This window comes from Phocaeicola sp. HCN-40430 (assembly GCF_037890285.1).
Taxonomy (GTDB): Bacteria; Bacteroidota; Bacteroidia; order Bacteroidales; family Bacteroidaceae; genus Phocaeicola; species Phocaeicola acetigenes.
Genome location: NZ_JBBKBS010000006.1, coordinates 98266 through 118205 on the forward strand (window position 1 = coordinate 98266; position 19940 = coordinate 118205).

A 19940-nucleotide genomic window follows, 5' to 3' on the forward strand; every position below is an offset into this window, starting at 1 on the left:
TTCTTTTTACTGATAATTACCCGGATAAACCTGATTTCCTAAATATAGCGCCTGTCTTAACCATCTATAAGGAGGATTATTGGCATAGTCATACTCCATATGATATGTACCGATACCTCCAATACGCTTACCACTTGGTAAATCGAGCGTTGCATAATCGAAAATCTGTGCTCCATACAACCCATTAAATTCTCCTCTTATCGAAGTATAGGTTCTTTGTCCAGACCAGCTTGCAGCACCGCTCTCCGGATGGATACCTCCGGTTCTCCAGCATTGTTCAAATTCAACCGTAATGATTGTCTTTCTTTCCCAATTCTCCAGATTAGGCTTATTGATCTTATTTATTACAGACTGAGTAGATGTTTCCCAATATGCCTGATAAATATAATGGTCAATCATTTTGGAAGTTTCTGTACTCAACAAATCAGGTTGTCCGTCCATAACCAAAAGTCTTCCGGCAGGACGTAAGCGGTCGCTCATTGTTTTGATGAATACATACATATTCTTGTTCTGATTTGTATTCGGACCTATTTCTGTACGCCTTGCCAATGTACCACTATGACCATAACCCGGTTCATAGTCGATATCAAAACCATCCAGATTATATTTCTCAATAGTATCACAGATTGCATTGGCATAAGCTTTTACACCTTCTTCAAAACTTCCTCCACCTTTCTCGGTCACCCAATATTCATAAGCATCTTTACCCGGAGGCGTCATCTGGTCTCCCAAATCCTGTACAATCCAACAAAGCATAGCTTTACCGCCCTTTACTTCCTGGAAAAACTTTAAATCAGCTTTCTGGTGTTCAGACAGATTACCTCTACAACCCCATAAAGATACCAAGTCTACACTGTCTGGCAACATCTTCAGATAGTTCTGTGCATTAGAACCTCTTCCTGTCCAGTTACCAAACCATCCGAAGCCCTTTACATGAGGAGTATTACGATATTCACGTATCTTACGATAATACTCACGCATAGTAGGAGTCAAATCGGCCTCACTCTGAGCATCTATCAATTCTATATATTTCTCCAATCCTTCTTGGTTAGCATACACTTCTCTTTCCACGTCTGTCCAGTCTGAGCAGCCTGTAAAAGCAACGACAGACAAGCAGATTGCAATATATTTTAATAGCTTCATAATTTTTTCTGTTAAAGATTACACTCTATTACTTTTGTAACGGTCTGTCCGAACGAACCCACCATAACTTGGTTGAACCTTGATCCTCACCGCCCAATAAAGTCGGTACATCTTTCATATTTGGATTTGTACTGTATTCGGTTGCGCCAAAGCGGAAACGTTCAGGTGCAAAACAATCGCCAGAAGCTCCGATACGAGCAGGTGCACTGGTGTCTTCGGGCTTTCCAATAAACGGATAACCTGTACGACGATATTCGGTCCATGCTTCCACTGCATTCGGATAAAGTGCCAGATATTTCTGGGTAATAATCTTCTGTAACTGCTCCTCTTTCTGATTGGAAGTACTGTAATGATCCCACTTTGGAGATGTATTTCCAGTAATAAGTGGAGAAGTATAAGCCGGATGATGACTCAAGCTGGCAAACCCTAATGGAGATGGCAGCGTTTCTTTTGACAAATACTCACCTGCACCCGTCAAACCATTTTCTGTAAACGACATTTCCACCCCAGCCTCATAATAAGTTTTAGGATCACCGGCCATCAGATTATACAAACAAGCTTCAGCCTTCAGGAACTGCACCTCGGAAGCACGCATCCAATAAAGCGGTGAATTTGAATTCACATTTGGCTTAGAAGCGAAATATGGAGAAGCCGCATTATCATTCCATTGCTTTCCAAAGGAACTTGCCTGTGGTAATCCGTAATAATTTTCTTCTCCATAAAAAGTTCCTTTTTTAAAGTAAACAGCTATACGCGGATCATTATATCCAGTCAAATAAGCCCAGATAGTAGCTCCCATTCTCGTTTCACCATATTCATCTACAGAAGCCAACATAGAGTTTAATAAAGGCATCTTATCAGAGTTCTGGATTTTTGCTTCCTGACTTGCATCTTCAATTACCCCTCCATTCTTTACATCCAATGCTTTGGTAATGTATTCTTGAGCCAATGCATTATCTACAAAATGTACTCGCACAGCCATACGCAACATCAACGAGTTTGCGAACCGTACCCAATTGGCCGGATTACCATTATAAATCACATCATAATCTCCCAGTACCTTTGATGTGGATTTATTAAGAACAGCTACAGCATCTGCCAAATCGGCCATCATTGTTTTATATACCACTTGCTGAGAATCCAATTTAGGAGCAATGTCTCCATTTCCGGCATTGGTATATACAATAGGACCAAACACATCAGTAGCACGGAGCCATCCGGCAATCTTCACAATGTTTGCCAATGCAAGAATTTCTTGGTCGGCAGGCTCTTCTGATCCTTTCAGCTTGCTATAAATTGTATTCCAGGATTGATACATCTTAGAATAAAAATTCTCATAAGCATAATTCATTCGGTTATCCTGAAAATTCCAGTTTGCTTCAAGATAACCCGCACCAGCCCAGTTGTTGTTATTTCCAAAATAGCCAATATACGTACCAGAAGAGATAAGATCGGTATTTTGCAAATCATTACCCGGGCCTGTAGTCAATGTAGGAGAACCGATAGGAATTACTTTCTGCTGCATATCCATAAATGAGGTTCCATAAAGCAATGCTCCCAACTCTTCATCACTCACCCCATATATATTGGTATTGATATCTTCATAATCACAAGAAGTTATCAATGCAAGTGAAGCTAATGACAATATATATTTCTTCAATTTCATAATTAATCAGATTTAATTTTTAGAATCCAAACTTCAAACTCATACCATAAGTACGTTGGCTGGGCAACATAAAGTAATCATATCCTTGTCCAAATGTTCCGGTTGATGCTGTCAGTTCCGGATCATAAGGTGCCTTACTATAAATCATCCACAGGTTTGTTCCATATACAGATAAGCTTACATTATTAAATGGTGTGCCCTTAAACCATTTATTCGGGAATGTATATCCTAAGTTTACTTCCTGCAAACGGACATTTGTGGCAGAGTATGTATGATATGCATCCATATCGGCTACTGTCTGATAAAAGTCTCTTGGATTTACGGGAACATTACCCACCATTACATAACCCAAATCACGCGCCATTGCCGATTCTTGAGAAACTCCAAACAGATTCAGTGTAGCCTGTGTTTTGGAAATAACAATACCTCCCAAACGAGCATTAACCAAGAATCCTAAATTAAATCCTTTATAACTGAATGAATTTCTCCATCCTAAATTCCATTTAGAGTTTACACTTCCCAGCTTGTAAGGCTCGGTAGCTTCTGTAGTAAGCGGACTTCCTGGTACATATACTATATATCCATCCTGGTCACGCTTAATTTGCTGATCGGCATAAACATCTCCGATTTCACCACCTTCGCGCAAGCGGAAACGTCCCATTTTAATATCACTCAAGTCGATATTTTCTCCTGTAACAGGGTTCTTTACATTATGAGGCAATTCAATAATCTTATTTCTATTTGCAGTAGCAGTCACAGAAGTACTATAAGAAAAGTTTCCGAAAGTCTGGTCGTATCCCAATGTCATTTCAATACCTCTGTTTCTTACATTACCGGCCTGTACATACATATAATCGTAACCAGAACCTTTTGAAAGTTCAGCTCTCAACAGCTGGTCATAAGTATTCGACTGATATAAAGTGACTCCCAAAGAAACCGTATTGTTGAACCAGCGTGAGTCAATTCCAAGTTCCCAAGAACGGGTACGTTCCGGATGTAAGTCTGATACCGGATAGAATTTAAATGGTTTTACAACTCCTCCTTCTACTTCGTGTGTCAACGTTCCGGGAGTTAACCCTGTTTCCGAAATAGGAGAACCAACCTCTGTATAAGAAGCTCTTACTTTAAAAAATCCCAAAACAGGACGAATGGCATCGCGTGTAGATTCGGGCAGCAACTCTGTAACCAAAGCCGAAACACCTACCGACGGATAAAATATCCATTCTTCAGCAGCGTTAATCAACTGCGATGGATGGTCTGCACGTCCTGTAAGAGTCAAATACAAAGCCGATTTCCAGGACAACTCAGCCGAAGCAAATACAGCTGCATTTCGTGTTCTCAAATTACCTCCAGTCTGACTGGGTACCCCTGTAGTTGGATCTACATTACCGTAAGTAAACAGATTAGGAACAGTCATCAACTGGCCACCCCAACCACGGCCTTTCGTATCATATTCTTCAAATGAAGAACCTACGTTGACAGTAGCATGATAAATATCAGCAAATTGTTTATCAAAATTCACCATAATATCAGCGTATTTCTGACGATAGGTTTCGTTTGAATAATTGTAGCGTCCTTTAGGTTTTGCAAAAGTACCATTAGTCGACGCATAACGTTTATCTTCCTTTTCTGTATAGGTGTTATCCATACGCAAACGCCCTGTTACATTCAGGTAGTCTGTAATATCGTACTTCAGCAACACCGAGAACATATAACGGTCTCTGGTCTCCGGACGAAGATTACGATATGCAATCCAATATGGATTCTGGATACTCATACCCATATCTCCCGGACTCCAATACTGTTCATTATATCCTAATTCCGAGTTATAACGTTCAAAATATTCTTCCTGCTTGAAATCGCTACCGCGAGGATAAAGATAAGTACCTACAATAGGATTGAAGTAAGTACCATACGATACCATGTTGTTATAATACTCGCGTACATAGCTTGCTGAAAAATCTAAAGTCAATTTATCATTAAAGAGCTTCGATGTGTTACGCACCATAAAATTATAACGGTGGTATTTATTATTAGGAACCAAACCTTTTGAATTGACTGCTGCTCCAGAAACGTACGTCTGGTTCTTTTCTGTTCCTGTAGAAAGATTGAAAGACTCAGTAAAAGTTGTTCCCGTATTGAAGAAATCGGCAGGATCATAAGAGGTAGGCTGTTCCAGACGTGCGCCCCAAGACATATAGTCTCCTGCTACATTTCCATATACATTCTGGAATTTAGGCATTACGAAAGGATTTGCAAACTCTGCCGATAAAGAAACATTGACACGTGCTTTTCCTTCAGCACCTTTTTTTGTGTTAATGATAATCACACCATTAGCTGCACTGGCACCATACAAAGCCGCAGCAGAAGGACCTGTCAGCACAGAAATGCTTTCAATGTCTTCCGGATTAAAGCTGGAAATACCTTCACCAGAAGTCGAGCCGCCAAAGCCGGTACCGTCTGTCGAATTATCCGAAGCTTTTTTATTTCCAATAGGTACACCGTCTACTACGTATAAAACATTATTGTCGCCATTGATTGATTTGTTACCGCGCATTACAACACGAGTTGCACCTCCTACACCCGAAGAGCTCCGCTGGATATTTACACCGGCAACCTTACCATTCAAACTATTGATAAAGTTTGCATCTTTTACAGTAGTAAGAGAAGCATTGTCAACCTTCTGTACATTATAGCTCAATGCTTTCTCAGAACGTTTGATACCCAATGCAGTAACTACAACTTCATCGAGTACCTCCGTATCTTCTCTCATGACAATTTTTCCTAAATTTTCCTTTGCAGCCACAGACTGTGTCTTATAACCCACATAAGACAGTTCCAGAACAGCATTCTCTTTTACCTGCAAGGTAAAGTTCCCGTCAAAGTCTGTAATCGTACCGTTAGATGTTCCTTTTTCAAGGATAGTTACTCCTATTAAAGGGTTGTTTTGTGAATCGACTATAACCCCTTTAACCAATACAACTCCTTTTTCTTCATTCACAGAAATTTGGTTCAAGTCTGATAGTTTTTCTAAAGAAGCCCAGATAATATTTCCTCTCGAAAATATTAATAGAAATGATAATAGTAAAATCTTGCTTAGTCTCATAGATAAGGTATTAAAATATTAGTTAGACGACTTTTTACTAAAAGTCTAAACGATGAGATAGAGGGATAAGTTTTTTAATTAATCCATAGGCGTAAAAGATTTTAAGGTTAGTTTTTTTTATACATTTAACACAAACAAAAGAGAAAACATCTTTTCAACGGTAATAAATAAACATTTTTCACTATTTATCAATAAACATACCGTTTTCTTGCATTCAAGAAATCAGAAAAGATTACAGTTCTTCATAAATTCATAAAAACAAACAAAATATTTCCTAAAAAGTTTAGCCCAAAATGCATTTTAACATATTTTATATCACAATTTCAAACACAACTATCTATTTGATTCACAACACAAATTATTACTTTTCACCTATATAATATAAATATAGGCTACAAATCTAAAGTATAACTTCTCAATGAGAACTATACATTTCTGTAATTGACGGCGTTGGCTATACATCCGACGTCGTCGGCTATACAACCAACACCGCCGGATGGGCAATCAGCGTCGCCGATTACACCCCGTGACTTTTCGCAACAGATAATGATACCACTACCTCTCTCTGCTTCCAATCTATATTCCAATGCAAAGAAAGCCTCTATCCAATCCGGTGAAAAGTAACCGTCCCTCAAACAGGGGTACTTCAAATTCACACTCTTATGATTTTACCGAATAGCAATAAATCAAAATGAAAAACACTAATAAACAGTTGACTAACTGAGGGGAAATTCGTATTTTTGCATTATCAAATTGAAATTACGTAATTTAATCAAGATGAATCAAGAATTCGAGCTGATCGCTAAAACCTTCCAAGGATTAGAAGAGGTTCTGGCACAAGAACTCACAGAGTTAGGAGCAAGTAACATTGAAATCGGACGTCGTATGGTCTCTTTTACAGGAGACAAGGCTATGATGTACAAGGCAAATTTCCATCTTCGTACAGCCATTCGCATCCTGAAACCTATCAAACATTTTACAGCAAAAACCGCCGACGAGGTGTATGATGCAGTAAAAAGCATTGCGTGGGAAGAGTATCTGGACAACATGAGCAGCTTTGCTGTAGATGCTGTTGTTTTTTCCAACGAATTCCGCCACTCCAAATTTGTGGCATACAAGGTAAAAGATGCGATTGTTGACTACTTCCGCGAAAAAACAGGAAACCGTCCGTCTGTACGCATCAGCAATCCTGATTTATCAATTAATATTCATGTGGCAGAAGACCGCTGTACTCTGTCATTAGACAGTTCGGGCGAATCGTTGCACCGCCGCGGCTATCGTCAGGAACAGGTAGAAGCACCTCTGAATGAGGTATTGGCTGCCGGTATGATTCTGATGACCGGATGGAGAGGGAAATGCGACCTGATTGACCCGATGTGCGGTTCGGGAACTATTCCTGTCGAAGCTGCCTTGATTGCGCGCAATATCGCTCCGGGTGTATTCCGTAAGGAATTCGGCTTTGAAAAATGGAAAGACTACGACCAGGAGTTGTTCGACTCTATCTATAACGACGATTCACAGGAACGTGAATTTACTCACAAAATCTATGGATACGATAACAATCCAAAGGCTAACGAAATAGCAATTCACAACGTAAAGGCTGCTGGAGTAAGCAAGGATGTAGTACTGAGAATACAGCCTTTCCAGCAATTCGAACAACCAAAGGAAAAGAGTATCATCATCACCAACCCGCCTTATGGAGAACGTATTTCTTCGGAAGACTTGCTGGGATTGTACCGAATGATAGGCGAGCGTCTGAAACATGCATTCAGCGGCAACGACGCATGGATTTTGAGCTACCGCGACGAATGTTTCGACCAGATTGGCTTGAAGCCCTCTGTAAAAATACCTCTTTTCAACGGAGCACTGGAATGCCAATTCCGTAAGTATCAGTTGTTCGACGGTAAGTACAAAGCTTTCCGCAGCGAAAACAGCGACAAGGAGTTCAAGCCCAAGCGCGAAGAAAGAGAAGCACGTCCTCGCAGAAGAAGTGAAAAGGTGACTTATAAAGACAGCCGGAAACCTTCTTTCAAAGGAAGCAGAAGCAATGCCTCTTCACGTCCTTCGACTGATGACGGAAGACCTAAACAGGCTCCTGCACCACGCTATATGCATAGCCGTAAAAAAAACGATGACAATAGATCGGAACGATAACTCATTTATTCAAACAAAAGAATGAAACGTTTATTTCAATTCATATTCTTACTGTGTATGGCAGCAAGCACAATCACCGCTCAAGAAAAGAAAGCATATACACTGGAAGATGTTATTCCCGGAGGAAGTAATTATTTCAACCTGACTCCAAAGAACATGTCTGGTCTCCAATGGTGGGGAGATGTATGTGTACGCACAGAGGTAGAGGAAATTCTGTCTGTCAATACAAAAAACGGAAAAACAAGCACGCTGGTAACATTAAAGGAAATCAACGAGGCTCTTTTGCAAAACGAAAAAACAAAAGAGTTCAAGCCTTTGCGTACACTCACTTCGGCTTCTCTTCCTTATGCCGGCCGTAAAGAAGTGGTTTTCCGTCATAATCACCACATGATTGGCTATGACTTTGCAACTAAGCAGATTACTCTTTGCCTTAACTTGAATGAACGGGCAGCCAACTTTGACTTCTGCAAGGAAAATAGCAGCGTAGCTTATACTGTAGGAAACGATTTGTATGTTTCTGCTCCACAGAAAGGCAACAAGCCTATCAATCCGATATTGGCTGTCTGCCCCAACGAAAACGGCTACGCATCCGGACCCAGTATCGTATACGGACAAAGTGTACACCGCAACGAGTTCGGCATCATGAAAGGTACTTTCTGGAGCCCGAAAGGAAACTATCTGGCTTTCTACCGCATGGATCAGACCATGGTAACCGATTATCCGCAAGTCAACACTTCTACCCGTATTGCCACATTGGAGCCCGACAAATATCCAATGGCAGGGATGACAAGTCACAAAGTCACTGTAGGAGTATATGACATGCGTAGTGAAAAGACCGTTTATCTGCAGGCAGGCGATCCTACCGACCGTTATTTTACCAACATCAGTTGGGCGCCCGATGAAAAGACGGTTTATGTCATCGAATTGAACCGTGACCAGAATCATGCACAACTGGTAAGCTACGATGCTGCCAGTGGAAAGAAGCTGGAAGTATTGTACGAAGAAAAACATCCGAAGTACGTAGAACCTCAGCACCCTTTGATATTCCTGCCTTGGGATCAGTCTAAATTCATCTATCAGAGCCAGCGTGATGGTTTCAACCATCTGTATCTGATGGATACTCAGACTAAAATGTATGGAGATACCCAACAGGGCAAAGATGGAGAGAGTACTTACAATGAGTACAGAAAAACTACTCCTCTGACCGAAGGCAACTGGCTGGTACAGGATGTATTGGGCTTCAATACAGACAAGAAAGAAATTATCATCGGAAGCACGGAAATTTCTCCTTTGCAGACTAATATTTTCAGCCTGAACGTGAAGAACGGAAAACGTACACTCATTGGAGCGGAAGATGGTATGCACCGTGCACAGCTGTCTGCCAGCGGTACTTACGTTATCGATAACTTTACATCTGCTTCTGTACCCCGTATTGTAAGCATCCTGCCTACCAACGGCAAGAAAGGTGTTGAACTGTTTACTGCAACCGACCCGATGATTGAAGGCTATAAACTGCCTGAAATCACTATCGGAACCATCAAGGCTGCAGACGGGGAAACTGACTTGTACTATCGTCTGATTAAGCCGGTAGACTTTGACCCGAACAAGAAATATCCTGCCATCATCTATGTATATGGTGGCCCACATGCACAAATGATTCACAACACCCGTTTCTATGATGCACGCGGATGGGATCTTTATATGGCACAGCAAGGCTATGTAATGCTTACAGTAGATAGCAGAGGAAGCGATAATCGCGGTATCAAGTTCGAAAACTGTACTTTCCGTCAGTTGGGTACTGAAGAAATGAAAGACCAGGTAGAAGGTGCCAAGTTCCTGCAGTCACTGCCTTACGTAGATGGAAACAAAATAGGAGTACACGGCTGGAGCTTCGGAGGTTTCATGACCACCAATCTGATGCTGACTTATCCCGACCTGTTCAAGGTAGGAGTAGCCGGCGGACCGGTGATTGACTGGCAGTTCTACGAAGTAATGTACGGAGAACGTTATATGGATACTCCACAGGCAAATCCGGAAGGATATAAAGAAGCCAATCTTCGAAACAAGGCCGGCAATCTGAAAGGCCGTCTGCAAATCATTATCGGAGGTACAGACCCGGTATGTGTGCCTCAGCACAGTTATACATTCCTTCGTGCCTGCATCGAAGCCGGTACTCATCCCGATTTCTTTGTTTATCCGGAAGACGGACACAACATGATGGGAAGAGACCGTGTTCATCTGCACGAACACATTACACGCTACTTTAACGATTTTCTGAAATAACTCTAAAACAGATATACAAATGAAACTTTTACTCTTAGGTTCAGGTGGACGTGAGCATGCCTTGGCTTGGAAAATAGCTCAGAGTCCGAAGATTGACAAATTATATATTGCACCCGGAAATGCCGGTACACGCGAAGTAGGCGAAAACGTAGCTATCAAAGCCGACGATTTTGATGCCATCAAACAGTTTGTGGTAGAAAACCACATCGACATGGTAGTGGTAGGTCCGGAAGATCCATTGGTAAAAGGAGTATACGATTTCTTCAAAAACGATGAAGCTTTGGCACACATCCCAGTTATCGGCCCGTCGAAAGCAGGTGCTGTACTCGAAGGAAGTAAAGAATTTGCCAAAGGTTTCATGCAGCGTCATCATATCCCGACAGCAGGTTATAAAAGCATTACTGCCGACAACATAGAAGAAGGCCTTGCTTTCCTTGAAACTCTGGAAGCACCTTACGTACTGAAGGCAGACGGTTTGTGTGCAGGAAAAGGTGTACTGATACTTCCTACTTTGGAAGAAGCCAAGAAAGAGTTGAAAGAAATGTTGGGTGGAATGTTCGGCAATGCATCAGCTACAGTTGTTATCGAGGAGTTCTTGAGCGGTATTGAATGCTCAGTCTTTGTTCTGACCGACGGAAAGAACTACAAAATCTTGCCCGAAGCAAAAGACTACAAACGTATCGGCGAAGGCGACAAAGGTCTGAACACCGGTGGTATGGGTTCTGTATCTCCTGTTCCATTTGCAGATGCAGCATGGATGAAGAAAGTAGAAGACCGCATCATCCGTCCTACTGTAGAAGGACTGGCAGCCGAAGGAATCGACTACAAAGGCTTCATCTTCTTCGGATTGATTAATGTGAAAGGTGAACCGATGGTCATTGAATACAATGTACGTATGGGCGACCCGGAAACAGAAAGTGTAATGCTCCGAATCAAGAGCGACCTCGTTGACTTATTCGAAGGAGTAGCAACCAGTACATTGAATGAAAAGACTCTTGAAATCGATTCTCGCTCAGCAGTATGCGTAATGCTTGTATCAGGTGGTTATCCGGAAGCATACGAAAAAGGATTCCCTATTACAGGCATCGAAGAAGCAAAAGCTGGAGGAAGCATTGTATTCCATGCCGGTACAGCTGTAAAAGACGGTCAGATTGTAACATCAGGAGGACGTGTCATTGCAGTCAGCTCATACGGAGCAGACAAAGCCGAAGCATTGGCACAATCGTTTACCAATGCCGGAAAGATTTCATTCGAAAAGAAATATTTCCGCTCAGACATCGGATTTGACTTATAATGATATCTGCACGAAATACACTTCAATATCAAATAGCCACCGGAAGACTGACTCTTCCTGTGGCTATTCTTCTCTCTCTGCTCACAGGCGGAATACTGTGTCAGAGTTGGACTCATGTGCTCTCTTTAGTCATAGGAGTACTGATTACCGGCCTGATGATAGAGATGAACACCACATTTGCCTTGATACGCACCCGTTCTACTCTTCCTCCGGCTCTATTTCTGATTACTTTTTTTCTTTGTCCGTTTCTTTATTCATACTCTGCCGAAAGCTGGTTTCCCTTACTCTTTGCAGGGATGCTCAGTTCTCTGTTCCGCAGCTATGAATCAAGATACAATTCATCCTCCATTTTCCATGCCTTTCTGTTAATCGGTATCGGAAGCTGGATACTCCCTTCATGTCTGTTCTTTGTTCCCTTCCTTTACTTGCACATGATAGGACTACGATCTCTCAGTTCGCGGACTTTCTTTGCCGGTATTGTGGGCTTGAGCTTACCTTACTGGTTTATGCTTTGCTACGGCACTTACAATGGAGAACCGGATTTTATCCTGAATCCCTTTCGCCAACTCGGCTTGGATTGGATACCCGACTATTCCACACTCACACTCTCCCAATGTATTTCATGGGGAGTCTTTTTCTTGTTGGCAGTAATAAGCAGTATACAGAATTTTCAGGTATCACGACAGGATAAGGTACAGACACGCATTATGATACAATCTCTGCGGTTTACCGGAATAGAAGTCATGCTTCTCATGCTCTTGCAGCCTCAGCACTTCAATGCTCTGTTTCCTATTCTTATCATGATAGGAGCCATCATGCACGGACATTTGTTTGCCCTTCTGTTCAATAGGTTTACACGATATTATTTCCTCTGTATGCTTCTTCTCACCCTTTTTGCCGGAATATTCAATATATGGATGCATTTCTTCAATTCATGATAGACTGGGGCTATTGGGGCATGTTTATTTCAGCCTTTTTAGCCGGAACTATTCTTCCTTTCAGCTCGGAAGCCGTACTGCTGGCCTGCATCGGACTGGGACTGGACCCAATCTGGTCTACTTTAGCCACTACAGCCGGCAATGCATTGGGAGGTCTTACCTGCTATTGGATCGGACACCTCGGAAAAATGGAATGGATAGAGAAGTATTTCAGAGTAGACAAAAAGCAACTGGACAAAGCCACCCGATTTATTCATGGAAGGGGGTCGTGGATTGCCATTTTCTCTTTCCTCCCTGTCATCGGGGATGCCATTCTCATTGTTTTAGGACTGATGAAAGCCAATTTATACATCGTGGCTCTCTCAATGACTTTCGGTAAGCTGGCACGTTATGCTTTACTGGTAGCAGCCACCATCGGAGCATTCAAGTTCTTTCACTTTTAACAATCCAAACTTTAAAACATATCCCCCATGATACAACCCGAACAAACTGCAGACGGAAGCTATACACTATTCGTTCCGGAAATGGACGAACATTACCACTCCGTAAAAGGCGCACGCACCGAGTCGGAACATATCTTTATTCAGATGGGCTTACAACATGTCACAGTACCGGCTCCCCGTGTACTTGAGATAGGTTTTGGTACCGGTCTGAATGCCTTCCTTACCTTACTCGAAGCAGAACGTACCCATCGTCCGGTCTGTTTCACCACCATCGAACTCTATCCGGTACCGGAAGAAACCTTGCAGTTGCTCGGATATCCCGAACAGATTGCTCCTTCCCGTGCTGCAGAGTATGAAGCCTTGCATCGTGCCGAATGGAATAAACCGGTATCCATAACCCCATGGTTTACCCTCCACAAGATACAAGGCGATTTCACCCAGTTCCCATTTACAGGAGCATACGATGTCATTTATTTCGATGCTTTTGCTCCCGACAAACAGCCGGAGATGTGGCATCCTTCCCTCTTCGAAAGTTTATATCGCATCACAGCCTCGGGAGGTGTACTGACTACCTATTGTGCCAAAGGTTCCGTACGCCGCATGCTTCAAAGCGCAGGCTATACTATAGAGCGTCTGCCTGGTCCTCCGGGAGGAAAACGTGAAATACTTCGTGCTACCCGATAAGCTGTTCGGGAAGATTACGATAAATAAAGGAAATCACTTTCCGGTGATTTCCTTTATTTGTTGTATCTTTGTTCTTCACACAAAGATTTACTTTTTATGAAACAATATACCATTCTGTTCATCAGCATGCTCCTCCTGATGTCGTGTCACAGACAGCCACAAGCCGGAGAGCGCCCTATACTGACCGTCACATTGGAACCCCTTCGTTACTTCACCGAAGCAATAGCCGGTGAACACTTCAAGGTAGTAAGTATGGTTCCTGACGGCAGCAGCCCCGAGACCTACGATCCCACTCCCCAGCAGATGGTTGCACTCTCACAAAGTACCGCCTATCTCCGCATCGGCTACATCGGGTTCGAACAAAACTGGATAGATAAACTGCAAGGCAATTCTCCCGAACTGCCTTTCTTCGATATGTCTACAGGTATCGACCTGATACGTGAAGAACCCAAAGTACACGGCGACCACATTCACGAAGGAGGAATTGAACCTCATATCTGGAATTCTTGCCGCAATGCCCGCCTGATTGCACAAAACATCTGTCAAACCCTCTGTCAACTGGATTCTATTCATACAGACTACTACCGGAACCGACTGGATAGTCTGAATCTTATCATAGATAATACCGAACATGAAGTACGCAATTACCTGACCCAGGCAGACAGTACCTTCCTGATTTATCATCCGGCACTGTCGTACTTTGCCCGCGATTACGGACTGACTCAAATCAGTATTGAGGAAGGAGGGAAAGAACCCTCTCCGGCTCATCTGAAAGCACTCATCGAACAAAGCGGACATAAAAAAGCCCGTATCATCTTCGTACAGCAAGAATTCGATACCCGTAATGCCGAACTCATTGCCAAGGAAGCCCAATTGCAGATTGTCCCTATCAATCCACTGAGTTACCACTGGGATGAAGAAATGAAAAATGTGGCACGTGCCTTACAGCAACCCTAAACGCATTTGTACACGCATGGAAAAAACACCTTTGATACAACTAAGCGATATTTCGGCCGGCTACGACCGGAAAACCGTACTCGATCATATCGACCTCACCGTATACGAACAAGATTTCTTAGGCGTTATCGGCCCCAACGGAGGTGGAAAGACCACTCTGATAAAAGTAATATTAGGACTTCTCTCTCCCACTTCGGGACAAATCCGCTTCTTTCGAAACGGAACAGAAGTACCGGAAATCAGCATGGGATATCTCCCTCAATACAATGCCATCGACAAGAAATTCCCCATCTCGGTCTACGAAGTCGTTTTGTCCGGTCTGAACCGTCAGAAGTCACTCCTACACCCTTTCAGTCGTAAACAGCACGAACAAGTGCAGCACGTCATTGCCCAAATGGGACTGGAAGGACTGGAGAAACGTGCCATCGGACAATTAAGCGGCGGACAATTGCAACGTGCTCTATTAGGCCGGGCTTTGGTATCCGACCCGCAAGTCGTCATTTTAGACGAACCCAATACCTACATCGACAAACGTTTTGAAGCCAAGCTCTACTCTTTGCTCGAAGAAATAAACCGTGAGCGTGCCATCATTCTGGTCAGTCACGACATAGGAACCGTGCTGCAAAACGTAAAGAGTATTGCCTGTGTAAACGGTAACCTGCATTACCATCCCGACACCGAAGTACCGACAGAATGGCTGGAAGAACATTTCGGATGCCCCATCGAACTCGTAGGTCACGGCAATCTTCCCCATCGGGTATTGAAATCGCATAATCATACACACAACGGTTAAGCAACCCTTAAAACCGTATTTTACCCTCTTAAAATTAGGACGTTTACTTAAATTAGCTTATCTTGCAGTTTCAAACTAAACGAAACGACTTATGAAAGCAAGAAATTGTATGGCGCTGGCTTTAAGTGCGAGTTTAATATTAAGTGGATGTGCTTCTTTGAACAATACAGCCAAAGGAAGTATGATTGGTGGAGGTAGCGGAGCTGCCATGGGAGCCATCCTCGGAGGTGTAATCGGACACGGAAAAGGAGCAGCCATTGGAGCAGCAGTAGGTGCTGCAGTAGGTGCAGGCGCAGGAGCCTTAATCGGAAAGAAGATGGATAAGGCAGCCCAGCAGGCCGCAGAAATTCAAGGTGCAGAAGTAGAACAGGTAACCGACAACAACGGCTTACAGGCAGTAAAAGTTACATTCGACTCTGGTATTCTATTCAATACAAGCAGTGCCGACCTCAGTACCTCGGCAAAATCTTCATTAAGCAAGTTTGCCAATAATGTAATGAACCAGAACCCTGACATGGACGTAGCAATCTACGGATATACCGACAATACCGGATGGAAGAACTGTACAGCAGCCCAAAGTGCACAGAAGAACATGGAACTCTCCCAGACACGTGCCCAGAGCGTATCCAGCTATCTTTTAGGATGCGGTGCTTCTGCTTCACAGATTAAGAAAGTAGAAGGAATGGGCGAAAGCAATCCTGTAGGCGACAACAGCACCGAAGCCGGACGCCGTCAAAACCGCCGTGTAGAAGTATACATGTATGCCAGCCAGCAGATGATTCAGCAGGCAGAAGCCGGCACATTAAAATAAAAAAGAAATAGCAGCGGGAACTCCCGCTGCTATTTCTTTTTATACCGATAATTCCAGTTTACCCCGTATCTTTATTTATTGTAAAACTTATTCATCGGATATATTCCTATCGGATAACTTGTCTTATTCACAATCTTATTCACCAATACCGGTTTTGCTCCACTACAATCATAAATCAGCAAATAATTACAGGTAGGAATTTCCGATTCACTGTATTTATCCGATACAGCCACATACAAATACTGATTAGAAGGATCTGCAGTCACATTACAGTTCAGATGAATCCCTTCGGGCGCATCTTTCAGCACATCGATACAATCCTCCGCTTTCCAGGTTTCGAGCGACAAACGACGGATAGTCGTTCCTCCGGCTGCATAATAAATGTAATTTCCAGCCTTTGTAATTCCCGAATCATTAAAGAATTCAGCAGAAATATCCTCCGCAATCTTCACCTCTTTCACTACCTTCCAGCTGTCGAGGTCGACAAAAATAAGGTAAGACTTCTTTTCTCCCCCTCTTCCACAAGTAGCAAGCATCACCTCACGTTCGCCCGTCTGGCAGATTCCACTAATAAAATCACCATTCAAATCAGGCAAAACCCTATTCACCTCATTCTTATCTTTGGCAAACTCAAACAATCTTGTAGTTTGCCAGAAACCTCCACCCCCACAATACAGGCAGTCTCCCACTCTCAAGATACCCCTTGTTGAAGCTACTTCTTCAATAGTTCCTCCCTGGTTACCAAAATTATAAGCCCCTTCAATAAGATTCAGCTCTCCCGTAGTAGTATCAAAGCGGAACATTCCCTGTCCTTCGGCAAAAAATACATTCTTCTCATCCAATACAGCAATATTGGAAAAAGGAGTACTTAGCGAAAGCATTTCATCTTCCTCCAGACTTCCTTCCGGCCGAGGGAACTTCAAATCTTCTATCTGATAAGCCTTTTCAAGTTTCAACGTTACAGCATCCACAATCACCAGTTCACCATCGGTTTTCTCCCCATTAGGTTCAAAAAGCCCGTCACTTACGATATAGAACTTACCGTTATACATCCATAAATCCTCCGCATAATTTCCAAAAGCCGAGCCATTTACCTTACGGTACACATTATCCTCCACTTCACCTTCCGGAGTAATGAAAGTCAGAGAACTATTTTGCGAAGAGGGAGCTCCCTGGTTCAATATCATCACCCCTTTCGGGTCGGCATAACCGCCCAAGATTTCCTCTTTTCCACCTTCGCCGGAATTACCCTCCGACAAATCATCAGAACATCCCGATACTGCTACAGCCAGCATGCATACAGCCCAAACACGATAAAATAACTTCTTCATAACCAATACAATAAATTAATTTTCAGAATAAAAAAAGACTCCTGCCGGGAAATGTGTATAATTCTCATATTTGGCAAACGGAGAGTCTACGCTGGTCTCAAAATCGAATACCCAGATCTGATTTGTAGTAAACAAGGGGAACGATTTGATAGAGTTTGCATATACATGTCCCGTCACCGGATGAACAGCCAGTCCGTTATACAACAGTCCTGCATTACTATCAAGCAGATTAAGATCGCAAAGCATTTCCTCCTCACCCGGTTCCTCTCCGGCAGCCTCATCAAACTTCATACGATACAGTGTAGTGCCATTGGCATAATAAATCATATTATCTTTTACACAGAAAGACACCCCAGCACTTCCCACATTCGGTTCCGAACCAATTTCCCGAGAGTCCAGCTCTTTAGTAGCCAGATTAAACTTAGCCACATAATATTTACCAAATCCAGTCGCAGTAAGCCATACATCCCCCTCACCGGCTTTCTCAATACTATACAAACTCTTATAAGGAGCCGAATAAGGCAAACTTATCTTAGAAACACTATCCGATTCCGGTGAGATTTCAAGGATATTGCACATATAGTTTTTATTCTGGAATGTATACACCTTACCTCCCATTACCACAAAACGAGACTTAGGAGCTCCGTCGGAACCTTTTACAAAAGAAATTCTTCCCGTTCCCATATCCAGACGATACACCCCTTTATTATCCCGAATATATATATGGTTCTCATCAAGAACAGCGATATGTGTAGGCCAGTCCAGTCCTTCCAACTGATTTCTAGAAAAAGTCACTTCTTTTTTCAACGTTTTCGCATCCATTACCACAAGCGTGCCATCATTCTCGAATAACTCTCCCACCGCATTTTTGTTTCCATTCTGCGATATGACATAAATCTTCCCGTTGTAGAACGCCATATCCTGCGATACATTTCCCAGTTCGGTACCATTCACCAGTTTATATGCATCACCAATCACATAACCTTCCGGAGTAATATATCCCAACGAACCATTCTCTGTAGTCATATTTCCCTCATTCAGCACAAAAGCCCCGTTCGGATCATTAAACGAATTCAGGTTATAAAAGCTCAGCTCTTTTACCTGCTCTGCACCATCTCCACCTTTCGCCTTAAATTCAATTTTCGCTTCTTTCTCAGCCTCAGCAGTAGCATTCAGTACAATTTTAGATGCTTCATAATCCACTTCTGCAGTCCATCCGGCCGACAGCTTTCCCACTTCTATCGTCTGTATATTTTCTCCCGAATATTCCAGCACCATATCCTGTCCCGGCACCACAAACAAAGGATCAGTACCCTCCTGCACAATGTGTAAATCAAACTTCAAGGCTCCTGCTCCTGCAGTACCATTTTCCGACGAACAAGCCCCCATACACAGGGCAATGCATACCATAAGCCCCATAAGGACGGCTTTTCTTGCAAATCCAATAAAATTCATAATACTATTATTTATAAAAATCTGTTTTTATAAAAAATGACATTACACAATCAATCCTCCAAAATCGCCGGCAATAATCAGCACAAGCCATCCCGCCTGTTTTGTACACACAGGCATACAGTATTCCCTGTCAGAAATACACACAGCAGCACGAAGACCAGAAATTTCCGGTCACACCTACCTGATAAAATTAATTGTATACATTCAGTCTTAACTGCCTATCCCACGAGTGCAGTTAAATTTGTACGATGGCAGGTCTTCTGACTTACCCCCTCTCCGGAGCCTTCCCGATATTGTTCAGTTATCAGTGGCATAAGCTATTTCCGAAGAGTTGAAGGAGCTTACAGCAGCGGGACTGTTCAGGAATTTCACCTGATTCCCTTTTAATCCGCTTGTCCGAACAGACACACGGAACCATTTCCGGCAACAAAGATATAATATTTTGGATATACACAAAAGCTTAATCGGACAAATAAAGCCCCCATTGATATTTTTCTCTTCCCGATTCTTTCGTAAAATGACAAAATGAAAGTGTCTCACTTCAGCGGAATATACATTTATCAAAATGTCAATTCAAGTCCCCTAAAACAAGCCTTTTTAGACTCAAAGGCAAGTCCGGTTGCAAATTTCCACTTTTTTGGGGGTATACCCAAACACAAAAAGACAGAAAATTCACTATCTATCCGTACAGGTCACACAATACATATGCATTACACAACAAATATCTTCTCACACGACAAGAATCACATCTTTTTATCACCCGAATATACATCTTGTAAAAGAGAAGAAAAAACACTCCACTCTGCTAAAAACAGGAATAAAAACCTCTTTTAATCCCCTTTTTTACACTATTAATACCGTTGGCATGTGTTACTAATAGCG

Annotated in this window: 15 protein-coding genes and 1 riboswitch; of the genes, 9 read left to right on the forward strand and 6 right to left on the reverse strand. The window is 42.6% G+C overall.

Translation table 11 applies throughout. The features are described from left to right. Positions 1-6: 6 nt before the first annotated feature. From WKU26_RS04345 to WKU26_RS04360, 4 genes are all read right to left on the reverse strand, one after another. The gene (locus WKU26_RS04345; protein WP_340321030.1) at positions 7-1143 is read right to left on the reverse strand and encodes an endo-beta-N-acetylglucosaminidase family protein; all 1137 of its coding nucleotides are present in this window, start codon (positions 1141-1143) and stop codon (positions 7-9) included. Between the two features lie 28 nt (positions 1144-1171). Continuing rightward, complete coding sequence (locus WKU26_RS04350) at positions 1172-2809, reverse strand: SusD/RagB family nutrient-binding outer membrane lipoprotein (protein ID WP_340321031.1); 1638 nt, start codon at positions 2807-2809, stop codon at positions 1172-1174. A 19-nt stretch (positions 2810-2828) separates the two neighbouring features. Then, on the reverse strand, positions 2829-5915 hold the full coding sequence (locus WKU26_RS04355) for a SusC/RagA family TonB-linked outer membrane protein (RefSeq protein ID WP_445323209.1): 3087 nt from the start codon (positions 5913-5915) through the stop codon (positions 2829-2831). Positions 5916-6340: 425 nt separating this feature from the next. Then, positions 6341-6571: a hypothetical protein gene (locus WKU26_RS04360; protein ID WP_340321033.1), complete on the reverse strand. Its 231-nt coding sequence runs from the start codon at positions 6569-6571 to the stop codon at positions 6341-6343. A 121-nt stretch (positions 6572-6692) separates the two neighbouring features. Between WKU26_RS04360 and WKU26_RS04365 the strand changes: the two genes are divergently transcribed. The 9 genes from WKU26_RS04365 to WKU26_RS04405 all read left to right on the forward strand — a co-directional run bounded on the left by WKU26_RS04365 (position 6693) and on the right by WKU26_RS04405 (position 16272). Beyond that, entirely contained in the window at positions 6693-8069 is a 1377-nt protein-coding gene (locus WKU26_RS04365; protein ID WP_340321034.1) for a THUMP domain-containing class I SAM-dependent RNA methyltransferase, read from the forward strand. A 57-nt stretch (positions 8070-8126) separates the two neighbouring features. Beyond that, positions 8127-10352 (forward strand): DPP IV N-terminal domain-containing protein, encoded by a 2226-nt coding sequence (locus WKU26_RS04370; RefSeq protein ID WP_445323210.1) that lies wholly within the window; start codon positions 8127-8129, stop codon positions 10350-10352. Between the two features lie 19 nt (positions 10353-10371). Continuing rightward, positions 10372-11646, forward strand: a complete 1275-nt coding sequence (purD, locus tag WKU26_RS04375) for a phosphoribosylamine--glycine ligase (protein WP_340321036.1) — start codon at positions 10372-10374, stop codon at positions 11644-11646. Beyond that, entirely contained in the window at positions 11646-12584 is a 939-nt protein-coding gene (locus WKU26_RS04380) for a hypothetical protein (RefSeq protein ID WP_340321037.1), read from the forward strand. The genes purD and WKU26_RS04380 overlap by 1 nt, the downstream gene beginning before the upstream one ends. Continuing rightward, positions 12560-13027, forward strand: a complete 468-nt coding sequence (locus tag WKU26_RS04385) for a YqaA family protein (RefSeq protein WP_340321038.1) — start codon at positions 12560-12562, stop codon at positions 13025-13027. The genes WKU26_RS04380 and WKU26_RS04385 overlap by 25 nt, the downstream gene beginning before the upstream one ends. A 30-nt stretch (positions 13028-13057) precedes the next feature. Further along, a complete protein-coding gene (mnmD, locus tag WKU26_RS04390) occupies positions 13058-13711 on the forward strand; it encodes a tRNA (5-methylaminomethyl-2-thiouridine)(34)-methyltransferase MnmD (protein ID WP_340321057.1) in 654 nt (217 codons plus the stop codon). A gap of 96 nt (positions 13712-13807) precedes the next feature. Further along, on the forward strand, positions 13808-14668 hold the full coding sequence (locus WKU26_RS04395) for a metal ABC transporter solute-binding protein, Zn/Mn family (RefSeq protein ID WP_445323211.1): 861 nt from the start codon (positions 13808-13810) through the stop codon (positions 14666-14668). A 16-nt stretch (positions 14669-14684) separates the two neighbouring features. Next, positions 14685-15461 (forward strand): metal ABC transporter ATP-binding protein, encoded by a 777-nt coding sequence (locus tag WKU26_RS04400; protein ID WP_340321039.1) that lies wholly within the window; start codon positions 14685-14687, stop codon positions 15459-15461. A gap of 91 nt (positions 15462-15552) precedes the next feature. Beyond that, entirely contained in the window at positions 15553-16272 is a 720-nt protein-coding gene (locus WKU26_RS04405; RefSeq protein ID WP_340321040.1) for an OmpA family protein, read from the forward strand. Between the two features lie 71 nt (positions 16273-16343). Here WKU26_RS04405 and WKU26_RS04410 read toward each other — a convergent pair whose 3' ends face one another. Both WKU26_RS04410 and WKU26_RS04415 read right to left on the reverse strand, forming a co-directional pair. Further along, entirely contained in the window at positions 16344-17603 is a 1260-nt protein-coding gene (locus WKU26_RS04410) for a DUF5074 domain-containing protein (RefSeq protein WP_340321041.1), read from the reverse strand. Positions 17604-17618: 15 nt separating this feature from the next. Then, a complete protein-coding gene (locus WKU26_RS04415) occupies positions 17619-19058 on the reverse strand; it encodes a DUF5074 domain-containing protein (RefSeq protein WP_340321042.1) in 1440 nt (479 codons plus the stop codon). Positions 19059-19291: 233 nt separating this feature from the next. Then, positions 19292-19492: riboswitch (cobalamin riboswitch) on the reverse strand. Between the last annotated feature and the right edge of the window lie 448 nt (positions 19493-19940).